18 protein-coding genes and 1 pseudogene are annotated in these 21,062 nt (G+C 61.1%); 7 read left to right on the plus strand and 12 right to left on the minus strand.

The genetic code is table 11. The features are described 5' to 3' along the window. Positions 1–38: 38 nt before the first annotated feature. The 4 genes from PQU92_RS11480 to tadA all read right to left on the minus strand — a co-directional run bounded on the left by PQU92_RS11480 (position 39) and on the right by tadA (position 5,128). Positions 39–2,417, minus strand: a complete 2,379-nt coding sequence (locus tag PQU92_RS11480; RefSeq protein ID WP_272748357.1) for a M1 family metallopeptidase — start codon at positions 2,415–2,417, stop codon at positions 39–41. 83 nt (positions 2,418–2,500) lie between these two features. Continuing rightward, complete coding sequence (locus tag PQU92_RS11485; protein WP_272748358.1) at positions 2,501–3,382, minus strand: mechanosensitive ion channel family protein; 882 nt, start codon at positions 3,380–3,382, stop codon at positions 2,501–2,503. A gap of 81 nt (positions 3,383–3,463) precedes the next feature. Then, the gene (locus PQU92_RS11490) at positions 3,464–4,654 is read right to left on the minus strand and encodes a hypothetical protein (RefSeq protein ID WP_272748359.1); all 1,191 of its coding nucleotides are present in this window, start codon (positions 4,652–4,654) and stop codon (positions 3,464–3,466) included. A gap of 3 nt (positions 4,655–4,657) precedes the next feature. Next, positions 4,658–5,128, minus strand: a complete 471-nt coding sequence (gene tadA / locus PQU92_RS11495) for a tRNA adenosine(34) deaminase TadA (RefSeq protein ID WP_272748360.1) — start codon at positions 5,126–5,128, stop codon at positions 4,658–4,660. 81 nt (positions 5,129–5,209) lie between these two features. Here tadA and PQU92_RS11500 point away from each other — a divergent pair, with 81 nt between their 5' ends. The 3 genes from PQU92_RS11500 to PQU92_RS11510 all read left to right on the plus strand — a co-directional run bounded on the left by PQU92_RS11500 (position 5,210) and on the right by PQU92_RS11510 (position 8,006). Continuing rightward, positions 5,210–7,081, plus strand: coding sequence for a pseudouridine synthase (locus PQU92_RS11500; RefSeq protein ID WP_272748361.1), 1,872 nt, complete (start codon positions 5,210–5,212; stop codon positions 7,079–7,081). A gap of 3 nt (positions 7,082–7,084) precedes the next feature. Then, positions 7,085–7,663: a 16S rRNA (guanine(966)-N(2))-methyltransferase RsmD gene (gene rsmD / locus PQU92_RS11505; RefSeq protein ID WP_272748362.1), complete on the plus strand. Its 579-nt coding sequence runs from the start codon at positions 7,085–7,087 to the stop codon at positions 7,661–7,663. Positions 7,664–7,874: 211 nt separating this feature from the next. Then, complete coding sequence (locus PQU92_RS11510; protein ID WP_272748363.1) at positions 7,875–8,006, plus strand: hypothetical protein; 132 nt, start codon at positions 7,875–7,877, stop codon at positions 8,004–8,006. Positions 8,007–8,290: 284 nt separating this feature from the next. Here PQU92_RS11510 and mutL read toward each other — a convergent pair whose 3' ends face one another. The 5 genes from mutL to ileS all read right to left on the minus strand — a co-directional run bounded on the left by mutL (position 8,291) and on the right by ileS (position 15,538). Next, the gene (gene mutL, locus PQU92_RS11515) at positions 8,291–10,198 is read right to left on the minus strand and encodes a DNA mismatch repair endonuclease MutL (RefSeq protein ID WP_272748364.1); all 1,908 of its coding nucleotides are present in this window, start codon (positions 10,196–10,198) and stop codon (positions 8,291–8,293) included. Between the two features lie 62 nt (positions 10,199–10,260). Further along, positions 10,261–11,007: a class I SAM-dependent methyltransferase gene (locus PQU92_RS11520; protein ID WP_272748365.1), complete on the minus strand. Its 747-nt coding sequence runs from the start codon at positions 11,005–11,007 to the stop codon at positions 10,261–10,263. A gap of 265 nt (positions 11,008–11,272) precedes the next feature. After that, on the minus strand, positions 11,273–11,836 hold the full coding sequence (locus PQU92_RS11525) for a DUF3035 domain-containing protein (protein WP_272748366.1): 564 nt from the start codon (positions 11,834–11,836) through the stop codon (positions 11,273–11,275). A 79-nt stretch (positions 11,837–11,915) separates the two neighbouring features. Next, positions 11,916–12,446 (minus strand): signal peptidase II, encoded by a 531-nt coding sequence (lspA, locus tag PQU92_RS11530; protein WP_272748367.1) that lies wholly within the window; start codon positions 12,444–12,446, stop codon positions 11,916–11,918. Between the two features lie 209 nt (positions 12,447–12,655). Further along, positions 12,656–15,538 (minus strand): isoleucine--tRNA ligase, encoded by a 2,883-nt coding sequence (ileS, locus tag PQU92_RS11535; protein WP_272748368.1) that lies wholly within the window; start codon positions 15,536–15,538, stop codon positions 12,656–12,658. 230 nt (positions 15,539–15,768) lie between these two features. Between ileS and PQU92_RS11540 the strand changes: the two genes are divergently transcribed. After that, a complete protein-coding gene (locus tag PQU92_RS11540) occupies positions 15,769–16,368 on the plus strand; it encodes a hypothetical protein (protein WP_272748369.1) in 600 nt (199 codons plus the stop codon). Between the two features lie 124 nt (positions 16,369–16,492). On the opposite strand, the gene ribF is transcribed toward PQU92_RS11540, so the two are convergent. Together ribF and PQU92_RS11550 are read right to left on the minus strand one after the other, a co-directional pair. Further along, positions 16,493–17,479, minus strand: coding sequence for a riboflavin biosynthesis protein RibF (ribF, locus tag PQU92_RS11545; RefSeq protein WP_272748370.1), 987 nt, complete (start codon positions 17,477–17,479; stop codon positions 16,493–16,495). Further along, on the minus strand, positions 17,472–17,909 hold the full coding sequence (locus PQU92_RS11550; protein ID WP_272748371.1) for a MaoC family dehydratase: 438 nt from the start codon (positions 17,907–17,909) through the stop codon (positions 17,472–17,474). The genes ribF and PQU92_RS11550 overlap by 8 nt, the downstream gene beginning before the upstream one ends. Before the next feature lie 312 nt (positions 17,910–18,221). On the opposite strand from PQU92_RS11550, the gene PQU92_RS11555 reads away from it, so the two are divergent. The 3 genes from PQU92_RS11555 (at position 18,222) to PQU92_RS11565 (ending at position 20,883) form a co-directional block, all read left to right on the plus strand. Continuing rightward, positions 18,222–18,608, plus strand: a complete 387-nt coding sequence (locus PQU92_RS11555) for a response regulator (RefSeq protein ID WP_023463482.1) — start codon at positions 18,222–18,224, stop codon at positions 18,606–18,608. 29 nt (positions 18,609–18,637) lie between these two features. Then, on the plus strand, positions 18,638–19,558 hold the full coding sequence (locus PQU92_RS11560) for a protein phosphatase CheZ (protein WP_272748372.1): 921 nt from the start codon (positions 18,638–18,640) through the stop codon (positions 19,556–19,558). Positions 19,559–19,683: 125 nt separating this feature from the next. Further along, entirely contained in the window at positions 19,684–20,883 is a 1,200-nt protein-coding gene (locus tag PQU92_RS11565) for a glycosyl hydrolase 53 family protein (RefSeq protein WP_272748373.1), read from the plus strand. Positions 20,884–20,955: 72 nt separating this feature from the next. Here PQU92_RS11565 and PQU92_RS11570 read toward each other — a convergent pair. Beyond that, positions 20,956–21,062, minus strand: a pseudogene (locus tag PQU92_RS11570) (IS5/IS1182 family transposase); the annotation flags it as partial.

Raw genomic sequence — 21,062 nt, forward strand, 5'->3', positions numbered from 1 at the left:
GGCACTTCGTGCCACCCTCTCCCTCAGGGAGAGGGTAACTACTTCTTCTCGACCTTTTTCGGCTGCGTCTTCGTGCTGTCGGGTGTCACGACCACGTCGTCGTCCTTCATGCGGTTCGGCAGTTCCTCGGCGTCGGTAACATTGGCGCGAACGTCGTCGATCTTGCGCGGGAAGGCATTGTTCGACGGATCGACATCGGCGGTTTCCCAGTTCGGATCGATCTCGGCCTGTTTCAGCGTCTTCGCCGTCACATACTGCCACGTCACCTGCTGCGGGTTGTAGCGCCAGACCTCGGCCGGGATACGCACCGTCTCGGACGTGCCGTCGGTGAAGTCCATTTTCAGGATCACCGGCATGACCAGCCCGCCCTTGTTGCGGAAGGTGAAGTTATAGAAGCTGTCCTTGACCGCCAGCGCCTCTTTCAGCTCCGGATCGGCGTCCTTCATCAGGTCGGCGTATTTCTTCTTGTCCTTCGCCGTCGGTTCCCACTTGTCGTCGAGGTCGTAATAATCCTTCGTCACGGGGTCGGTTTCGACCACGGTCTTACCGGTATTGCGTCCGGCGGTCAGCGAGTCGGGCTGTTTGTCGTCCTGAAGCTTGTCCCACGCCTTTTCCACGACCGGATCGCGGGTGTTCAGACGCGCCTTCTTGATGTCGGCCAGTTCGATATCGACGTGGTCGGTCGAATAGAACCAGCCGCGCCAGAACCAGTCGAGATCGGTGCCGGACGCCTCTTCCATGGTGCGGAAGAAGTCATAGGGCGTCGGGCGCTTGAACTGCCAGCGGCGCGAATATTCCTTGAAGGCGAAGTCGAACTTTTCGCGCCCCAGCACTGTTTCGCGCAGAATGGTCAGCGCCGCGGCCGGCTTACCGTAGGAGTTGTTGCCGAACTGCGGGATCGATTCCGAATTGGTCATGATCGGCACCTGATTTTCGCTCAGCATGTACTCGATCATCGATTTCGGCTCGCCACGGCGCGACGGAAAGTCCTTGTCCCACTCTTTCTCGGCCTGGAACTGAATGAAGGAGTTGATGCCCTCATCGAGCCAGGTCCATTGACGCTCGTCGGAATTGACGGTCATCGGGAACCAGATGTGACCGATTTCGTGGATGACCACGCCGATCAGGCCGTACTTGGCGCGTTCGGTATAGGTCAACTCGCCTGTCTTCTTGTCCTTCACCGGGCGCGGGCCGTTGAAGGTGATCATCGGATATTCCATGCCGCCGACCGGGCCATTGACCGACTGCGCGGTGGGGTAGGGGTAGGCGAAGGCGAACTTGCCGTAGACGTTGAGTGTATGGGCGATGGATTTGGTCGAATAGGCGTCCCACAGGGGGCGGGCCTCCTTGGGGAAGAAGGACATCGCCATGACGACCGGATGCGCCGGGTCGCCGTTTTTCACCCCTTGCGCATCCCAGATGAACTTGCGCGACGAGCCAAAAGCGAAATCGCGGACGTTCTGCGCCCTGAATTTCCACGTCTTGGTACCGGCTGCCTTGCTTTTTTCGGCGGCGGCGGCTTCGTCCGGCGTCACCACATAGATCGGCGCGGCGGCGGTTTTGGCGTCATTGAAGCGTTTGGCCTGAGCGGCGGTCAGCACCTCCGACGCATTGGTCAGTTCGCCGGTCGCCGAAATGATATGGTCGGCCGGGACGGTCAACTCGACGTCGTAATCGCCGAATTCCAGCGTGAATTCGCCCGAACCGATGAAGGCCTTGTTGTGCCAGCCTTCGTAGTCCGAATAGACCGCCAGACGCGGGAACCATTGCGCCCCAAGGAAAATGCAGTTGCCGTCTTCGCCGGGCTTGGTGAAGCACTCATAGCCCGAACGGCCACCGACGACCTTGGCTTCGGCGATGGGGAACGACCAGCCGATATTGAAGGTCAGGGTCTCGCCGGATTTCAGCGGCTGCGCCAGATCGATGCGCATAAGCGTGTCGTTGACGGTGAATTTCAGCGGCTGACCATCGGCGCCCGTAACGGTCAGGTCGTTGAAGCCGCCTTCCCATTCCTGCATCCGCTTGGCGCGGCGCACAGCACCGACCGAGACATCCTTGCCCGAGGTGGTGGCGGTTAGTTCGCTGATCGAATTGCGCTTATAGCCGTTCTGGTCGAGCAGCAGCCACACATAGCGCAGGGTGTCGGGCGAATTGTTGGTGTAGGTCACCGTCTCCGCGCCGGTGATCGATCTGGCGGCCTCGTTCAGGCTGGCCTTGATCTTATAATCGACCTTCTGCTGCCAGTAACGGTAGCCCGGCTCACCGGCGGCGTTGCGGTAATCGGTCGGCGTCGGCCATTCTTCGCCCTCAAGCTGGCGGAACTTGTCGACGAACTTGCCCTTGGTTTGCTGAACAGGATCGGCAATGGCCGGGGAGGCAAGCAGGACGCAGGAGGCAAGCAGCAGACGTTTCAGCACGGGCACGGGTTCCGAAGATGACAGAAAAATGATCCGTTGAGTTTGAAACCATTTCCGTGTGCGGTGCAAGGGCGAAAGCGGCTTTAATTGGCCTTGGCGATGTCTTCCGTCTTCGGATACTTCTCGATACCGACCTGATGCGGGTAGGGGATCAGGATCCCGTGCGCGTGGAAGGTTTCCTTGATCGCTTTCAGAATATCGGCGCGGATCTGACCGTGCTTGGCCACCTCGACCTGAGCCGTGACCTTGAGCTGCACGCCGTTATCCATGAAGTTCTCGACGCCGGCCCAGACCGCCGGCGTGCCCAGGGTTCCCGGGTGATCGGCGGTGATTTTTTTGAGAATCCCCAGCGCTTCATCAAGGTTTGTGGCGAAATCGACCGTCACCAGCAAAGCCAGGGTCCGGTGACCATAGTGGGTCTGATTGATGATGCGGTCGGAGAAAATCTTGGCGTTGGGGATATAGACCTTGTGGTTGTCGCCATTGGTGATCTCGGTCAGGAACAGGCCCAGCCGCGCCACCGTACCCGAACTGTCGCCGATGGTGACCGTATCGCCGATACGGTAGGGTTTTTGCGCCAGCAGCATGATCCCCGACGCCACATTGGCCAGCGTCCCTTGCAGCGACAGGCCGATGGCCAGAGACGCCGCCCCCAGCACGGTCAGGATCGAGGTCGTCTGCACCCCCAGCCGGTTGAGAATGACGACAAGGCCGACGATCATCACCAGCCACCAGACCAGCTGCGACAGGAACTCCGGCAAGGTGCGGTCGGCGTCGGAATGGGCGTAGCGCTTGGCCGTCCGTTTCACCGTATTCGACAGCCATTGCGACAGGAACAGGGTGACCATCAGGATCAGGGCGGCGATCAGCAAATTCGACAGGAAAACCGAATGCTGGGTGATGTCCCCCCAGGCATTTTTCACATTGGTGACGAAATAGCCGAAGCGCGTGGTCAGTTCAGTCATATCGAAGGTCATGGGCGGTTATCACTCAAAACACTGGAACGATTAAGGTATAAAAATGCAGGGGTTTAAAACCGTATGGGCCTAAAGATTCGGAAAATAGGCCTTGGCTTCGGGCCGCCACAGCGCTTTCAGTTCGGCATAGGGCACCACGTAATAGACGCCCATACAGGCACCGAGAGCGTGCGGCAGATCGGTACGCGAGACGACAAGGCCCTTGGCGTTGAACGAGAAACTGTAGCCGCCGCCATAGCTGTCGACATCTTCGCCCAGACATTCCGGGTCGACGTCGGCGGCAAACCACGGCGATTTCGGATTCAATTTCGCTTGTAAGGCCTTGTATTCAGCGGTTTCCGGCAGGTCGTCGCCATCCTTCCAGCCAACGGGCCTATTGTAGAGTTTCAGCACACGGTCGAAGTCGAGCTCGCCGCCCTGACGGAGGTCATAAGTATGGATGACCCAGTAATTATTGGGGTGCGCGCCGCCACAATAGGTCGAGCCGGAGTCTTCGACCGCCATCAGGGTTGGCGTAATATAAACAACCTTTTCCGTCGTCTCATCGTAACCGCCCGTGGTCCCGGCACCGGTAAACCCCTTCATCGATAAACAATCGAGCGCGCCTTCCAGACGGAAATAACGCTCGATGTCCAGCGTGGCATTGACCTTTTTCATGACCGCGGCGTCGGGATGGCGCGTCAGGTTGAGGTAATGCACGCCGGTCGCCTTGTCGGTCACGGTGCGGTAGGCGACGGGACCGGCCACGGTTTCGGGGCCATAGAGGTTGTCCTGATTGAGCCTGCGAAAGCGGAACGGATCATCGGCCACGGGCTTGCCCGGCGCTTCCATGACGGTATCCACGACCATCAGATCGCCCGCCTCGCGCACAGGGTTTGGCGACACGATAGCGTGCGTCGCCACCTTCTTGAGAGCCACGTCCACGGAGGTTCGCTTGCCGCTGGCCCGCCACTGGCCGCTCAGGCCCGCGCTGGTGGGCGTCAGGGTGAACGTGCCGGTAAAGGGACACTGAGCTTCTTCGCAATAGGGGCGTTCGCCGAGCATCAGACCGTCGGCTATGGCTTCAAGCGGGATCAGGCCGCGATATTTCGTGTAATAATACTGACCGGCATAAAGCGTCTTTCCATCCACCGTAGCGCTGCGCACCTCCATGACGATGGGGTTCTTGCCGAGCGTGCCTTCATAGACGGTCTGCGTAATCGTGTCGGCGGCGGCGGGGAACGCATATACACTCAGCAGCACGGCAATCAGGCGGCGCATGGCTTATCCCTTTGATTTACGTCTCTGGCGGAAGAAGTCTTTTAGCATCGTCCCGCTCTCGGCCTCAAGCACGCCGGACGTTACCTCCGGGCGCCAGTGACAGGTCGGCTGGGCGAAGAACTTCGGGCCGTGATCGACCGCGCCGCCCTTGGGGTCCGCTGCGCCATAGATCACCCGCCCGATACGGGCATGTGACAAGGCTCCGGCGCACATGGCGCACGGCTCCAGCGTCGCATAGAGCCACAGATCGGTCAGGCGGTAATTGCCCACAACCTGCCCGGCCTCACGCATGGCCAGTATCTCGGCGTGAGCGGAGGGGTCGTTAAGGGTAATCGGCGCATTTTTTGCGCACGAAACGATGGTTTTACTTGACGGATCGTAGATTAAAGCGCCTATCGGCACCTCGCCGGCCTCCGCCGCCTCCTGGGCGAGCGATAGCGCCAGACGCATCAGGGTTTCATCTTCGTCAGCCATAGGGCTTTAGACCGGGGAAACACCTTATTCGTCAAGTCAAAACGGCCCTGCGTGAGCAGGCCCAGCCAGAAAGTCACGACGATGACACAAGACAACGAGAACCCGACTCCCGAAGCCACCCACACGCCGCCGGTCGAGACGCCCCCCGAAGACTTCACACCGCGTGCCGATCCCGGTGCCGAGGTCGATAAACCCGCCAAGAAATTCGACAAGAAGCCCTTTGATAAAAAGGGCGGCGACAAGAAGGGCGCGAAAAAAGCGCCGCTGCCCGCCGAACGCATCGCCAAGGTCCTGGCCCGCGCCGGTCTGGCCTCGCGCCGCGAAGTCGAGCGCCTGATCGGTCTGGGCAAGATCGCCGTCAATGGCCGCATCCTTGAGACCCCCGCCGTCACCGTGACAGCCGAAGACGTGATCACTGTCGAAGGCAAGCCGATCCGTAAGGCCGAGCCGACCCGCGTCTGGCGTTACCATAAGCCCGTCGGCCTGATGACGACCCATCAGGACCCGCAGGGCCGTCCGACCGTCTTTTCGTCGCTGCCCGAAGACCTGCCGCGCGTGATCTCCGTCGGTCGCCTCGATCTCAATTCCGAAGGCCTGCTGCTGCTGACCAATGACGGCGAACTGGCCCGTGCGCTGGAACTGCCGACGACCGGCTGGAACCGCGTCTATCGCGTCCGCGCGCTCGGTCGCACGACGCAGGAGGCGCTCGACAAGCTGGCCAACGGCACGACCGTCGAAGGCGTCACCTATGGCCCGATCGAAGCCAAGCTCGACAAGGCGCAGGAAAAGGCCGACGGCCGCGCCAATCTGTGGATCACGGTGTCGCTGACCGAAGGCAAGAACCGCGAAGTGCGTAAGGTGCTGGACAGCCTGGGTCTCAAGGTTAACCGCCTGATCCGCATGGCCTACGGGCCGTTCCAGCTCGGCGATCTGGAGCATGGCGAGGTCGAGGAAATTGGCCCGCGCGTCATCCGCGAACTTCTGGCCGACAAGATCGACCCGCGCAACCTGCCGCCGGAAACCGCCAGCCAGACGCAATCGGGCTTCAAGGCGCGCAGCGGTGGTGACACGGGCCGTCGCGGCGGGGGTGATCGTTTCGCCGCCGGTGGCCGTCCGACTAGCCCGACGCCGGGGGCCGACTTCAAGCGCGGTTCGCGCGGCGATTTCAAACCGCGTGGTGATCGTCCGGCGGGTGCCAAGCCTTTTGGTGCCAAGACTTTTGGAGATCGTCCAACGGGTGACCGTCCTGCGCGTCCGTTCAGCGACCGCCCGTCCTTCCGCAAACCGGCCCCTGAACGTGATTTCAAGGATCGCGATTTCGATGAACGTCCGCGCTTCAGCGGTGACGGCGAAGCCCGCGACCGTCGCCCGGAACCGCGTGGTGAGCGCGAATGGACCCCGCGCCCGGAACGTCCGCGTGGCGAATTTGCCCCGCGTGGTGAGCGTCCCGCCCGTTCGTTTGGTGATAAGCCGCGCTTCGACAAGCCGCGCGGTGACTTCAAACCGCGGGAAGGTGGCGAAGGTCGCGATTTCAAGCCGCGTGGCGAACGCCCCGCCGGTGCTCGACCTTCTGCAGATAGACCCGCCCGTTCGTTCGGCGATAAACCGCGCTTCGACAAGCCGCGTGGTGAGTTCAAGCCCCGTGACGGTGGCGAAAACCGCGATTTTAAACCACGTGGCGATTTCAAGCCGCGTGGTGACCGCCCGGAAGGTCGTGGTTTTGGTGACAAACCGCGTTTCGATAAGCCGCGTGGTGACTTCAAACCGCGCGGGGATCGTCCCTCGGGTGACCGTCCCGCCGGTAAGTCCTTCGGTGGCAAGCCGGGCGGCTTTGGCGGCAAACCGTCGTTCGCCGGTAAGCCCGGTGGTCGTCCCGCCGGTGGTCCGCGTCCCGGGGGCCCGCGTCCGGGTGGCGCCCGTCCGACCGGTCCGCGTAAGCCGCGTCCGGAATAAGCGATGCGCGTCGTCGGTGGAGACTTTCGTGGCCGCGCGCTAACCACGCCGGACGGGCAAAACACCCGTCCGACCTCGGACCGCGCGCGTCAGGCCATTTTCAACATCCTCGAACACGCCGACTTCGCGCCCAATCTTAGCGGCGCGCGCATCATGGACGTATTCGCCGGGTCCGGCGCGCTGGGCATCGAGGCCATGTCGCGCGGGGCGGCCTTTTGCCTGTTCGTCGATACGGATGACGCCGCGCGCGGTGCGATCCGCGAAAATGTCGAAGCTTTCGGGCTGTTCGGCAATACGCGTATCCATCGCCGCGACGCCACCCAGCTGGGGATCCGGCCCGGTAATGCGGCGGAGGCCTTCGATCTGGTCTTCATGGACCCGCCCTACCGCAAGGGATTGGGGCCGATGGCGCTTGAGGCCCTGCATATGGGCAAATGGCTGGCGGATGACGCCCTGATCATGCTGGAAGTGGCGGCCGATGAGGACTTTTTTGCCACGGACCTGTGGCAAATAATCGACACCAGACTCTATGGTCAGGCGCAGGTCATCTTCCTGAAACAAAAAATTTTTACGGAATTTTAATAACGCAAATATTTGAAATGATTTGTATAATTTTTTGGACCACCTGAATCTGTGGCCAAATTAACCCAATTTTGAAAATACCGTATTGACGGTTTTTTTATTATGGCCCCACTATGTCCTTAACAAGGCGTAAACATAACGCCGGTGGCTCTTGAATGAGAGCCTAGACCCCTGAAGAGGGGATGACTTGGGTTATAATTGGGGTGATGTTATGACTACGGAAACCGTTTCGGTGAACAAGCGTCGTGGTGGCCTGCGGGTGCTGCTAATGGCCGGTCTCGGGGTTCAGGCCTGGGCGCTGGTGATGGGTGTCGGTATTATCGTTCTCAATATTGCACGTTAATGAGCCTGTGGCGTTTGCCGCGGGTTTTTTTGTGCGTTTTCTGTGCCTGATCTAGCAACCGGGCACAGCCGGGCCGACGGGGGAGTGGGACAAGGGGCGGCGGCGCACGGGGTGCGCGCCGTCCCTGTTGTCGGCAGATTCAAGCAGGATTTTAGCCACGGATAAGGCACGGATCGCGCTACGCGCGACACGGATATCCGAACTACCAACTGGCTATAACGAAGAAAATGAAATCCGTGTCCGTCGTCGAAGACGACGATCCGTGTCTTATCCGTGGCTAAACTTTACCGTCGCCCGAACAGTTTCTCGATATCCTTGAGCTTAAGCTCGACATAGGTCGGGCGGCCGTGATTGCACTGCCCCGAATGCGGCGTTGCCTCCATCTGACGCAGGAGAGCGTTCATCTCACTGGCCGTCAGGCGTCGACCGGCGCGGACCGAATTGCGGCAGGCCATATTGCCGCATATTTCCGCCATTTTCTCTTTAAGAACAAGCGCCTGACCGTTCTCGGTGATGTCGTCGGCCAGATCCTTGATCAGACCCGCCACATCGTCGTCGCCGATCAGGGCCGGGACTTCGCGCACCAGAATCGTGTTCGGCCCGAAGCTTTCGATCATCAACCCGAAGCCTTCCAATTCCTCGCGGCGACCCATCAGGCGCGTGACATCCGAGGCTTCCAGATCGACGATTTCCGGGATCAGCAGGGTCTGACGTGCGACATTGCCTTCGGCCATCATGGTCTTCATGCGTTCATAGACGAGGCGTTCATGGGCGGCATGCTGATCGACGATGACGAGACCGTCGGTCGTCTGGGCCAGAATATAGGTCTCGTGCAACTGCGCTCTCGCCGCGCCCAGCGGATAGGCCTCGAACTCCGGCGGCAGCGGTATGGCAAAAGCGGCGGATAGTTCAGACACGCCGAGGTCGTCTAATACCGCGGTGCCCGAACCGCTATCGACGCGCGCCGACGGCATGAAGGCATCGGGTTCGCGGTTATAGACCGGTTGAAAATTCGGGTGCGGTTGATCGGATGTATAGGCGCGGGGGGCATAGCCACCGTTCAGCTGCATCGACGACAGCGACAGGGTGGGTTGCACCGGCGCACGATAACCGGACGACAGCGGATTGAACGCATTCAGCGCCTGATCGGCAACGGTCGTCGCGGCGCGGTGACCGGCGGAGGCCAGGGCGTGTTTCAAGGCGCCGATGATCAAACCGCGCACCAGATTGGGATCGCGAAAGCGGACCTCGGTCTTGGCCGGGTGGACGTTGACGTCCAGTTCCTGCGGGTCGATCTCGACATAGAGCACGGCCATCGGGTGCCGGTCGCGGGCGAGGAAATCGGCATAGGCCCCGCGCAGGGCGCCGGTCAGCAGTTTGTCGCGCACCGGGCGGCCATTGACGAACAGGTACTGATGCTGGGCATTACCGCGCGAAAAGGTCGGCAGACCGGCATAACCGGTGAGCCGCACGCCTTCGCGCTGCTGATCGATGAGCAGGGCATTATGGCCGAAATCGTCGCCCAACAGCGCGGCCAGACGTTTCAGCCGTCCCTCGAAGCCCTTTGGCTCCGGATAGAGTCGTAGTGAGCGCTTGCCGTCGAGCGTCAGGGAAAAGCCGACGTCTTCGTGGGCCATGGCCTGCCGCTTGACCTCTTCGGAAATGGCCATGTTTTCCGAACGATCGGACTTCATGAACTTCAGTCGCGCCGGGGTGGCGTAGAACAGGTCTTTCAGTTCGACCCGCGTACCGTTGGGGCGTGAAAACGCCGCCGGGCGCAGGGACGACACGGCCCCGGCATCGACCGTAATCGCAATCGCGCCCTCCATCTGGGCGGTGCGCGAGGTGATGTCGAGCCGCGCCACCGAGCCCATCGAGGGCAGGGCTTCGCCGCGAAAGCCCAGAGTCTGAATGTGCAGCAGATCCCAGGTCCCGTCGGGCTGCGGCTTGAGCTTGGAGGTCGCGTGGCGCTCGACGCTCAGCGGCAGGTCGTCGGCGTCCATGCCGCGCCCGTTATCCTCGATCAGGATGCGCGACAGACCGCCCATATCGGCGCTGATGTCGATCTGAGTCGCCCCGGCGTCGATGGCGTTTTCGACCAGTTCCTTGATCGCTGAAGCCGGACGCTCGACCACTTCACCGGCGGCGATGCGGTTGACGGTATCCTGAGGGAGGCGAGCAATGACGGACATGGTGTTAATTTAGGTGAGTCCGGTGTCTGCGGCAATGCAGCCCCACAAAAAGAAGCCCATGACTAAGGCTTCTTGAACACCAGCACGAAGCGATCGGTCTTGCCGCGCACGGCGGGATCGAAGACGTTGAGGTCGCGTTTGTCTTCCGGATGCGACAGGATGTCCTCGTCATCGACCAGCAGGAACCCCGCCTTGTTCAGGTCGTCGATAACGATCTTTTTGTCGATGCGGTGCGTGGTATTGGTCGCCGTGGTGCCGCTGCCGGCAGGGGCATGGTGATCGACGATGATATAAAGCCCGCCGGATTTCAGCTGCCCGAACAAAGCCTTGTTCATGGCCAGGGCGTCCTGACCCTTTTCGTTATAGGTGTCGTGATAGATCATGCTCGACACGATGACGTCGTAGGATTTCAGCGGCGCAGGGATCGCGGTGAAGGGCGCTACGACCACCTGTACGTTGGGGCGTTTGGCCTTCATCTCGTCCAGCGCACCGGCCATCTTGTAATAATCGACCCAGCCTTGCGGGTTCTGGACATAGACCGTGCCGGTCGGGCCGACGGCGGAGGAGAGCAGATATGACATGTATCCCTGACCGGCACCCATATCGAGGACGCGGTCGCCGGATTTGACGTGGTGCAGAATGAAGGCGACCTCGGCTTTGCGCACGGCGTCGCGTTCGACCTGCGCGGCCGGGCGGTCGCTGGCGGCAAAGGCCGCTTCGGCGATCTTGGGATCGACCTCGTGGGCGGTGACGGCGAGGGCGGTCGTGGCGAGCAGGAGGCTCAGGCCAAGGGCGCGAAGGGTTTTCATGGTGGTCTCCCTGAATTTGCGGGGAGGGTGCCGCAAACCGTGCACTCAGGCAAATGACATCGGCGTAATGAAGGTTTGGCCACGGATAAGGCACGGATATGATCCGCTATGCGGATCATGAACACGGATGACCGGAGACAGGGGGCAAAGCTATGCCGAACGAAAAGGATATCCGTGTTCGCGGGCGAAGCCCGCATCCGTGCCTTATCCGTGGCCAAAACAAAAAGACCGCCCGAAGGCGGCCTTTTCAGAATTATGTCTGGTCTTACAGCCCCGGCAGCTTGAAGGACTTTTCCTTCTTCTGCTGGATGGTGACCGGGTTGTTGCCGATCAGCGCCTTGATGCGGACAGCTTCGGCATCCGGGTCGATGGCGTTGGCCTCGTTGCCCAGCACCGTATTGCTGTTCGGGGTCACCGACGGCTTGTCGTCCTTCTTCCAGAACAGCACCTTGTTGGCGAAGCCTTCGTCCTTATAGGCCAGATCGCCGAACTCATCGTCGACGACGTAGCGCGCCAGCGGATCGGCCTTGTCGGCACCGGCCTTGTTGGCGAGAATCTTTTCCCCGTCCGAGCGGGTGAAGGCCTGACGCTGACCCAGAAGGGCCTCGCGCGCGGCGGAATCGGGCATCAGTTCCTGCGGGCGCGGCTCACCGGGGGCGGGCGGACGCAGGGCGAAATCCGGCGGTACGACCAGCGGCGCCTTGGTGACGATGCGGAATTCGTCGGGCACGACCTTGTTCAGGCCCAGCGCGCTCTTGGTCGATTCGCAGCCCGTCAGACCGACACCGGCGACCAGCACCAAACCCACCATTAAGGAAACCGACTTCATTCTTCGCTCCGATTATCGTGTCCCGTAATGACGGGTCCGAGAGTGTTACTTGCTTTTGTCGCCCCTGCCAAGAGGCGGCTTAACCCTGTTTCCTGTCTTCCTTATTGAGGAAGAAGACGTCGATGAACAAAAGCGCGACCCCGACATTGATGGCGGCGTCGGCGACGTTGAACACCCACTTGAAGCCCAGTCCCGAAAAATCGAGGAAATCGACCACGGCACCATAGGCGATACGGTCGATGGCGTTGCCGATCGCGCCACCGGCGACCAGAGCCAGACCGATCGCCAGAACCCGGCGCTCGGCACGGCGGACCCAGTCGAGCAGACAGACGGCAACCCCCAGAGAGAACAGAACCAGAAGCCAGCGCCCGATCCCGTCGGATGACAGGAATCCGAAGCTGACGCCGTTGTTCCACACCATGCTGAACGAAAAGAACGGCCAAATCTTGACCTGTTGCAGACTGGGGAGTTGTAAACCGTACAAAATCCAGATTTTCGAGGCCTGGTCGAGGATCAGCGCGATCAGCGACAGCCACAGGACGCGACGACCCAGCGGTGTCGTGTGCGGCGGCGCGAAGTGGGCTTTGAGTTTGGTTTGGAAATCAGACATGGATTTACCCGGCATGAGCAACAATCATACCTCCCCAGTTTACTGGGGAGGGGGACCGCACGACGCGCGAAGCGCTAGATGCGGTGGTGGGGGCTCGGAGCGGAGCATCAAAAACCGAGGGCGTAAATTCGGGCGCGAGCCCCCCTCCGTCAGCTTCGCCAAGGCTCGCTGCCACCTCCCCCGACACGCCGGGGGAGTATGAAAGAGGGTTATCCATGCGTCGCGTCCCATTCGGCTACGGCGTCGGCGTCGCGAAGGCTGAGGTCCGGATAGCGCGGGTCCGTGCCGACTTCGGGCAGGATGCGCCACGACCGCTGGCACTTCTGGCCGTGGGCGATGTGGACCACGACCGAGATGTCCTTAACCTCGGGCACGCGGAAGGCATCGTCCGGCCCGACCGAATTGCTCAGAAGCGCCTGAGACGTACGGAAGACCTCAGCGGCGTCGATGCCGTCGAACGCCGCCATCAGCGGGTCGGAATCGATGAACACGGTCGGCGCGGCTTCCAAAGCCGAACCGATGACCTTCTCGCGACGCTTTTCTTCCAGTGCACCGGTGACGACCGTCAGGACGTGTTCGATCTTTTCCCAGCGTGCGGCCTCGGGTGCATTGTGCCATTCGGCGGGCACGGCGGAGAGCGTCCGGTAGAGGTTTTCCGGTGCGTCAGGGTAACGCGACGCCCAGGCCTCTTCCATGGTGAAGGTCATGATCGGCCCCAGCCACGCGGTCAGGCGGTCGAACAGGATATCCATGACGGTCCGGCAGGCGCGGCGCTTGAGATCCGACGGCTTGTCGCAATAGAGGCTGTCCTTGCGGATATCGAAATAGAGCGCCGACAGGGTCTGCGAGGCGAAATCGGCGACCGGACGGATGACGGCGGCGAAGTCGTAGGCGTCGTAGGCGGCGCGCACCTGTGCGTCGAGCGCATGGACGCGGTGCAGGATATAGCGTTCCAGCGACGGCAGGTCTTTGTAGTTGACGGCTTCGGACGCGTCGTAGCCGTTCAGCCCGCCGAGCAGATAGCGGATCGAGTTACGCAGCTTGCGATAGGCATCGACGGTGGTCTGGATGATCTGCTTGCCGATGCGCAGGTCTTCGGAATAGTCCGACAGGGCGACCCACAGGCGCAGAATTTCGACGCCGGACTCCTTGGCGATGTCCTGCGGGGCGACGACATTGCCCTTGGACTTCGACATCTTCTCGCCCTGTTCGTCGAGGACGAAACCGTGGGTCAGGACGGCCTTATAGGGCGCGCGACCGCGCGTACCGCACGATTCCAGCAACGACGACTGGAACCAGCCGCGGTGCTGATCGGAGCCTTCGAGATAGAGGTCGGCAGGGCTTTGGGTGTTTTCGCGGCCCTCAAGGGTAAAGGCGTGGGTCGAGCCGGAATCGAACCACACATCGAGGATGTCGGTGATCTTTTCAAAGTCCGCTGGGTTGTAGGAATTGCCGAGGAAGTCTTCGTCCGGGCGCGTGAACCAGGCGTCGGCGCCTTCCGAGGCGATCAGCTTGATGATGCGGTCGTTGACGGCCTCGTCTTTCAGCGGCTCGCCGGTTTTTTTGTCGACGTACATGGCCAGCGGCGTACCCCAGTTGCGCTGACGGCTGATCAGCCAGTCGGGGCGGGTCTCGACCATGTTACCGATGCGGGTCTTGCCGGAAGCGGGGTAGAAGGCAGTTTCGTTGATCGCGGCGATGGCGGTGTCTCTGAGCCCGCCGTCCATCCGGATAAACCACTGCGGCGTGTTGCGGAAAATGACCGGAGCCTTCGAGCGCCACGAATGCGGGTAGGAGTGATCGACGCGACCGCGCGCCAGAAGGTTACCGGCCTCGATCAGCTTGTCCATCACCGCGCCGTTGGCCGGGCCGAACTTGCCGGCCTTCTTGCCTTCGGTTTCAAGGACTTTGAGGCCGGCGAACAGCGGCACGTGCGGGTAATAGGCACCGTCCGGATCGACCGTGTCGGGGATCGAGTCGAGCGAACGGCCCGACTTCAGCCACACCAGATAGTCGTCCGCGCCGTGGCCGGGGGCCGTGTGGACAAAGCCCGTACCGGCGTCGTCGGTAACGTGATCACCGGCCAGCATGGGGACATCGAAGCCGTAGCCGTCGTCGAACGCGGCGAGGGGGTGGGACAGAGTCAGGCCGTCGCAGTTGAAATCGCCGACGCGTTCCCATTCGGCAACAAGGGCATTTTTCCTGACGTCCTCGGCCAGTTTGTCGGCCACGACCAATTCGTCGCCCGGCTTCGACCACGGCTCGAAGGCGAGGTCCGGTTGCATCGACACGACGCGGTAGCGGCCATAGGCGATCTTGGGGTTATAGCTGACGGCGCGGTTGGCCGGGATGGTCCACGGCGTCGTCGTCCAGATGACGATCTTGGCGGTGTCGCCCTTGACCGGGAACTTCACCCAAATGGTCGGGCTTACATGCGGATGGTACTCGACCTCGGCGTCGGCCAGGGCCGTGCGCTCGACCGGCGACCACATGACGGGCTTGGAGCCGCGATAGAGCTGCCCCGACATCAGGAACTTGTGGAACTCCTGCGTCACCTTGGCCTCGGTCGTGAAGTCCATGGTCGCATAGCGTTCGGCCCAGTCGCCCAGCACGCCCAGACGCTTGAACTCCTCGCGCTGGACGCCGATCCATTCGGCGGCGTATTCGCGGCAGGCCTTACGGAATTCGGCGGCAGGGACCTCGTCCTTCTTGCGGCCCTTCTGACGGAACTGCTCCTCGATCTTCCATTCGATCGGCAGGCCGTGGCAGTCCCAGCCGGGGACGTAATCGACGTCGTAGCCCATCAGGAACTTCGAGCGCACCACGAAGTCCTTGAGGATCTTGTTCAGCGCGTGACCGATATGGATATTGCCGTTGGCATAGGGCGGGCCGTCGTGCAGCACGAACAGAGGCGCGTGTTTCGCCTGACGGGCCTTGCGGACGCTGTGGTAGAGCGCGCCGTCTTCCCATTTTTGCAGCATGACCGGCTCGGCCTTGGGCAGACCGGCGCGCATGGGGAAGTCGGTTTCGGGAAGGAAGACGGTTTCGCGGTAATCGCGGCCAGAAGCGGTGGAAGCAGTCGTGTCGGACATGAAGCCTGAAATCTCTTGAGGGGGAAAATAGGGGGACGCGGTCAGTAACCCCAGCGCAAGGCCTCTCGATCGGGCGGCTTACGCTGGGCTGAAAATTCGCATTTTCACCCGTATCGTCATCATGGCTGTGCGTTTATCAGACAGGGTTTGCCTTGCCTAGCCAAATATCGGGACCGTTTGACGTAAGAGCCGGGATTTGCCACTGTCGGGACTCACAGGGGAGGGCGGACATGAAACGGATTTTGCTGCTGGGGGCCTTGGCCCTGATGGGGTGTGCACCGAAGATGGCCGAGAAGGCCGAGCCGACGCCGGGCGCGAAAGAGGTGTTTTCCGATTGCAAATGGGGCGAGGTCAGGGGCGCGACCCTCTCCATTTGGAGCTATGCCTGTCCGAACGCCCATCTGGTAGCTGACGAGACCCTGCCGGGGTTCGGTGTGGTCGAAGGCACGGCAGTGGACGGTTTCGGCTATCGCCCGGTGATCCGGACCTTGCCTAAGGCGAAGGACGCTTCCATCGACGCGGTCTTGCCGGAAATCCGCAAGCTGTCGCCCGGACCGGCGACGGCCAGTTGCGTTCTGACCCCCGCAAAGGACCCGACCGACCCGGCGTCGAAACGGGCTCTGTTCGAACTGGTGCCCACGGGCGAGGCGAAAACCGCATGGGACAAGACGATCGAAACCGGCGAGGGCGAGGCCCAGCCGTGTGGCGCTTTGGGAGTCGGTCTGGCGGGCAACCGGGTGTTCGAGGTGCTGTCAGGGGATCCAACGCGCGTGGTCTATATCGACTACGGTTCGGAGATTCAGATTTTCGATACGCGGACTCTCAACTAAATCCCCCTCTCCCTCGAGGGAGAGAGCTGGGGTGAGGGGGAACTGTTAGTTACGCACTCGGTTCCACCATTTCCCCCTCACCCTGCGTTGCGCGCTTTCCCTCGCCCTCAGGGAGAGGGATGAGTCAGGCGAAATACGCTTTCGCGGTTTCCGCATCTTTAGCGATCTGTTCTTTCAACGCGTCGAACGACGGGAATTTCTGTTCCGGGCGGATATAGTGCAGCAGTTCGACCTCGATCGTCTGGTCGTAGATTTCGTGATCCAGCCCGAAGATATGGGTCTCGAAACGCTCGCTTAAGCCCCCCACCGTAGGGCGCTTGCCGAAATTGGTGACGCTGCCCAGCACCCGCCCATCAGCGAGATGCGTGCGCGTCACATAGACCCCGTACTTCGGGCGCAGATAGTCGCCCAGTTCGATATTGGCCGTCGGAAAGCCGATCTGACGGCCGATCTGGTCGCCACGCGTGACGACGCCCTCGAACGCTTGCGCGCGACCCAGCACGTGCCCGGCCAGTTGCGGATTGCCGCTATCCAGCGCATCGCGCACCGCCGAAGACGACAGCTTGTGGCCGGTCTCGTCGCTCTGGCACGCGGTGATGAAGGTGGTGAAGTCCATCTCAGCCCCGAAGCCGGCCAGAGCCTCCGCCGTGCCGGTGCCTTTGGCGCCGAAGCGGAAATCGAAGCCGCAACTGACGTGGCTGAGGTGCAGGTGATCCCTGAGGATGATGCGCGTAAAGGCTTCGGCGGTTAGGGCCGACAGGTGTTCGTCGAAGCGCAGGACCAGCGCATAGTCCACGCCCAGCGCCTCGAACGCCCGCAACTGCTGCGCCAGCGACATCAGGCGGAACGGCGTGACGGCGTCACCGCTGCGGCTCAGGAAATAGGTCTGCGGGTGCGGATCGAAGCAGATCACCGCCGACGCCTCGCCCAAACGGCGCGCGGCGGCGATGGCGTTTTCGATCACCCGCTGATGACCGCGATGGACGCCGTCGAAGCTGCCCAGAGCTGCCGAGGTCCGCACGGGCAGGGGCAGGCCTTCGGCAGCGGCAGTGAGCGCCGTCGTGCGCAGGCTGCCGTCGGCATCGACCGCCAGACTGAAGGCCTTAAGCATCAACTGGCTTCCGGGGCGCGATGACTTCGGCGGTGCCGTCGGCATAGGTCTTGTTGCGGACCTTGGCCGTGGTACCGATAGTGACGTGGGCAGTCTTCAGGTCGATCTCTTTCACGGTGAGAATGATCGTCACCTCGTCGTCCAGCTTGACCGCGCGTTTGAAATTGAGCGCCTGCGACACATAGATGGTGCCGGTTCCGGGCAGCCCGCCGGCGATGGTCGCCGAAATCCATGCGCCCAGCAATGCGCCGTGGGCGATGCGGCCCTTGAACGCCGTCGCCGCCGCGTAGGTCTCATCCATATGGACCGGATTGTGGTCCTGTGACACCTCGGCAAAGGCACGGATCGCAGCGTCCGACGCGATGAAGGTGCGCTCAAGGGTCTGCCCGACGGTAAGGTCTTCGAGATAGACGGTGGGGAAATCGGTCATGGAAGCGTCCGTAAATACAGTTCAAGCATCGATCTAGGCCCCCCGCCATGCTTTGCCAAGGGGCGATATGTGCGATTCCCCAATACGAATCCCGTCACGAATCTGTGCCGTTCTGACATTCTTTTTCGTATCAAGGTTCACAAATGGGACATTTTTCGTGGTTAACGAGGTTTATATTATTGAAAAATATAAGAAAATTTAGATATGCGCTTTAACCCTATTTTATCGGGTTGTCGTCATGATGGTGACTGTCTTGATGTGAAGGGCCTGCATAAGGCGGGCCCGGTTTAATTAAAGGTGGGGCTTACTCACATGGCCGTCGATATGTCCATGACGATCCTGGTGGTTGATGACTACAAAACCATGCTGCGGATCATTTCCAACCTGCTGAAACAGCTGGGTTTTGAAAACATCGAAGAAGCTTCGGATGGTGCCGAAGCGCTCGAAAAGATGAAGAAGACGAACTATGGTCTGGTCATTTCCGACTGGAACATGGAGCCGATGACCGGCTATGAACTTCTGCTGAAGGTCCGCTCGGACGATTCGCTGAAGCGCACGCCCTTCATCATGGTCACGGCCGAATCCAAAACGGAAAACGTGATCGCCGCCAAAAAGGCCGGTGTGAACAACTATATCGTCAAGCCGTTCAACGGCGCGACGCTTAAGCAAAAGATCACCGCCGTTCTCGGCGAATTCTAAGAATTTAAATAATAAGCAGGTTCCCCCACATGGGCCAGGTTGCACCAAAATTATCAGAGTTTCCGGAGCTTGAGACCGCTGACGCGGCCATGGTCAAGGAAATGGAGCCCAAGCTCATCAATCTGATGCAGCAGTCCGAGGCCCTCGTCAGCCTGATGCGCGACTTCTTCCAGCAGCTCGACAAGCGCCGCGCCGAAGAGTTCCGGATCATCGCCGGCTATATCGCCAAGGCCAAGGAAGAGATCCGCGAACTGCGTCCTCAGGACCTGTCGCAGGAACGCATCCCGACCGCCGGGGCCGAGCTGGAAGCCATCACCCGCGACACGGAAAACGCCACCCACACCATCATGAACGCCGCCGAAGCGATCATGGGCATGGATGTGTCGGACCCCAAGGCCTATAAGGCCGCGGTCGACGATCAGGTGATGCAGATCTTCGAGGCCTGCTCGTTCCAGGACATCACGGGGCAACGCGTCTCCAAGGTGATCAATGTCCTCAAGCAGATCGAGGAGCGCGTCGGCAAGCTGGCGACGACCCTCGGCGTCGAGGACAAGGAAGTGCCGCTGACGGAGAAGGAAATCCGGGCTCGCGATCTGCTGCTCAACGGTCCGGCCATCGGCGGTCCGGAAACGCGTCAGGACGCCATTGACGCCATGTTCGATGAAGCCCCCGCGGCGCCGGAAATCAAGGTGCAGGCGCCGAAACCGGCTCCCAAGCCGGAACCCGCCCCAGTCGCCAAGGTCGAAGCGCCTAAACCGGCGCCGGCACCCGTAAAGGCCCCCACGCCTGAACCGGAAGCGGCCCAATCTGCTCCCCAGTCGCAGGACGATATCGACGCCCTGTTCGACACCCCCAATTCGCAGGAAGATATCGACTCGATGTTCGATATGTCGCCTGAGGACCTCAACAAGACAAACTCTCAGGACGATATCGACGCCCTGTTTGACTAAGAATATCCGGTTACCGCGAAAACGCGGATCATAAAAAAGTTTGGTGAGGTGGAAACCGGTGCGATGGAAATCGCGCCGGTTTTCGTATGTGCTATATGTAATATAAAACAAGCACAGGAAACGCCATGACCTCGATCAACCGCCGCACATTCAACATGGCCCTGATGGGATTGCCTTTAGCCGGATCGGCCCTCGCCAAAGGCAGCGGCGCGTTTCCGTTCCTGATCGGGGCCGACGTGTCATGGGTGCCGCAGGACGAGGCGGCGGGTGCGGTCTATTACGACAAGGGAGTCAAAGGCGACATCCTCGATATCCTGAAAGCCAATGGATTCAACGCTATAAAGCTGCGCCTGTTCGTTAATCCGGAGAAGGGTTATGCGCTGAAAGCGCCGCCTTATCCGGCAGGCGAACCGTGGTGCGGCCTGACCCAGACCATCCGCATGGCGAAACGCGTCCGGGCGGCGGGGATGCACCTGTCGCTCACCTTCCATTACAGCGACACCTGGGCCGATCCGCAGAAACAGTCGAAGCCCGAAGCCTGGGCCGGTCTGGCGTTTCCCGATCTGGTCAAGGCCGTAGGCCTGCATACGCGGACCTCGCTCGAAGCCATGAAGGCCGCCGATGCGCTGCCCGACCTGATCCTGATCGGCAACGAGATTACGTTTGGCATGCTGTGGCCCGACGGGCGCGTGCCGCTGAGCGTGCCGACCGGCAATCCGCAAACCGACGCGGTCCATATGAACGTCCCTGATGCGGGCGGCTTCGACAAGCTGGCGCAGTTGCTGAGTGCGGGGCTCGACGCCTCGCGCGCGGTGGCGCCCAAGGCGAACACCGCCGTACATAACCATCTGGGGCGGCACTGGCCGATCGTCAAAAACTGGACCGACAACCTGTTGTCGCGCGGCGTGCGCTTCGATTCCGTCGGCTTTTCCTGTTACCAGCAGGCCGAGCAGGGCGACTGGGCGCGGACCTTTTCTGAGTTCGTGAAAGCCTATCCGACGCACGACTTCTTCGTCTCGGAATATTCGAGCCGCAAGCGTTACCTGAACGATCTTGTCCACAATAATCCGGGGCGTCCGGGACGGGGCACCTATATCTGGGAGCCGACGCGGCATCAGGAGGCGCTGTTCGACCGCGACGGCGTGACGATGGGTGAGGGGCCGAAGCCCGACCTGCTGCGCGACGGCGTCAACAGCGCCGAAGCGCCGGGCGCAGCCCCGGCCCCGGCGGGCGAACCGCGCAAACGGCGTCCGGCGGGTGGACGCTACGATGCCAATGGCTTGATGGAGATTTACCGGAAGATGGCGAAGGACTACCGCCTTTAGACTTTTGCTTGGTCGCGCATTTGATTCCGAAAACCGTTACACACTTTTCGGAATGCGCTCTAGGTTCGAGACTCAATCAGTCCACCAAGTAATTGCGATAGCAATAGCGATGGCGGCAGCAAAATTGGCTGCGAGTTTGTCGTATCGGGTGGCGATGCGTCTCCAGTCCTTTAATCGGC

It is taken from the genome of Asticcacaulis aquaticus (assembly GCF_028550415.1).
Classification (GTDB): Bacteria; Pseudomonadota; Alphaproteobacteria; order Caulobacterales; family Caulobacteraceae; genus Asticcacaulis; species Asticcacaulis aquaticus.

Excerpts from the sequence above, each read along its gene's own strand:
- PQU92_RS11485 (WP_272748358.1), bottom strand. The coding sequence starts at position 3,382 with ATGACTGAACTGACCACGCGCTTCGGCTATTTCGTCACCAATGTGAAA.
- PQU92_RS11490 (WP_272748359.1), bottom strand. The coding sequence starts at position 4,654 with ATGCGCCGCCTGATTGCCGTGCTGCTGAGTGTATATGCGTTCCCCGCC.
- tadA (WP_272748360.1), bottom strand. The coding sequence starts at position 5,128 with ATGGCTGACGAAGATGAAACCCTGATGCGTCTGGCGCTATCGCTCGCC.
- PQU92_RS11500 (WP_272748361.1), top strand. The coding sequence starts at position 5,210 with ATGACACAAGACAACGAGAACCCGACTCCCGAAGCCACCCACACGCCG.
- rsmD (WP_272748362.1), top strand. The coding sequence starts at position 7,085 with ATGCGCGTCGTCGGTGGAGACTTTCGTGGCCGCGCGCTAACCACGCCG.
- PQU92_RS11510 (WP_272748363.1), top strand. The coding sequence starts at position 7,875 with ATGACTACGGAAACCGTTTCGGTGAACAAGCGTCGTGGTGGCCTGCGG.
- mutL (WP_272748364.1), bottom strand. The coding sequence starts at position 10,198 with ATGTCCGTCATTGCTCGCCTCCCTCAGGATACCGTCAACCGCATCGCC.
- PQU92_RS11520 (WP_272748365.1), bottom strand. The coding sequence starts at position 11,007 with ATGAAAACCCTTCGCGCCCTTGGCCTGAGCCTCCTGCTCGCCACGACC.
- PQU92_RS11525 (WP_272748366.1), bottom strand. The coding sequence starts at position 11,836 with ATGAAGTCGGTTTCCTTAATGGTGGGTTTGGTGCTGGTCGCCGGTGTC.
- lspA (WP_272748367.1), bottom strand. The coding sequence starts at position 12,446 with ATGTCTGATTTCCAAACCAAACTCAAAGCCCACTTCGCGCCGCCGCAC.
- ileS (WP_272748368.1), bottom strand. The coding sequence starts at position 15,538 with ATGTCCGACACGACTGCTTCCACCGCTTCTGGCCGCGATTACCGCGAA.
- PQU92_RS11540 (WP_272748369.1), top strand. The coding sequence starts at position 15,769 with ATGAAACGGATTTTGCTGCTGGGGGCCTTGGCCCTGATGGGGTGTGCA.
- ribF (WP_272748370.1), bottom strand. The coding sequence starts at position 17,479 with ATGCTTAAGGCCTTCAGTCTGGCGGTCGATGCCGACGGCAGCCTGCGC.
- PQU92_RS11550 (WP_272748371.1), bottom strand. The coding sequence starts at position 17,909 with ATGACCGATTTCCCCACCGTCTATCTCGAAGACCTTACCGTCGGGCAG.
- PQU92_RS11555 (WP_023463482.1), top strand. The coding sequence starts at position 18,222 with ATGGCCGTCGATATGTCCATGACGATCCTGGTGGTTGATGACTACAAA.
- PQU92_RS11560 (WP_272748372.1), top strand. The coding sequence starts at position 18,638 with ATGGGCCAGGTTGCACCAAAATTATCAGAGTTTCCGGAGCTTGAGACC.
- PQU92_RS11565 (WP_272748373.1), top strand. The coding sequence starts at position 19,684 with ATGACCTCGATCAACCGCCGCACATTCAACATGGCCCTGATGGGATTG.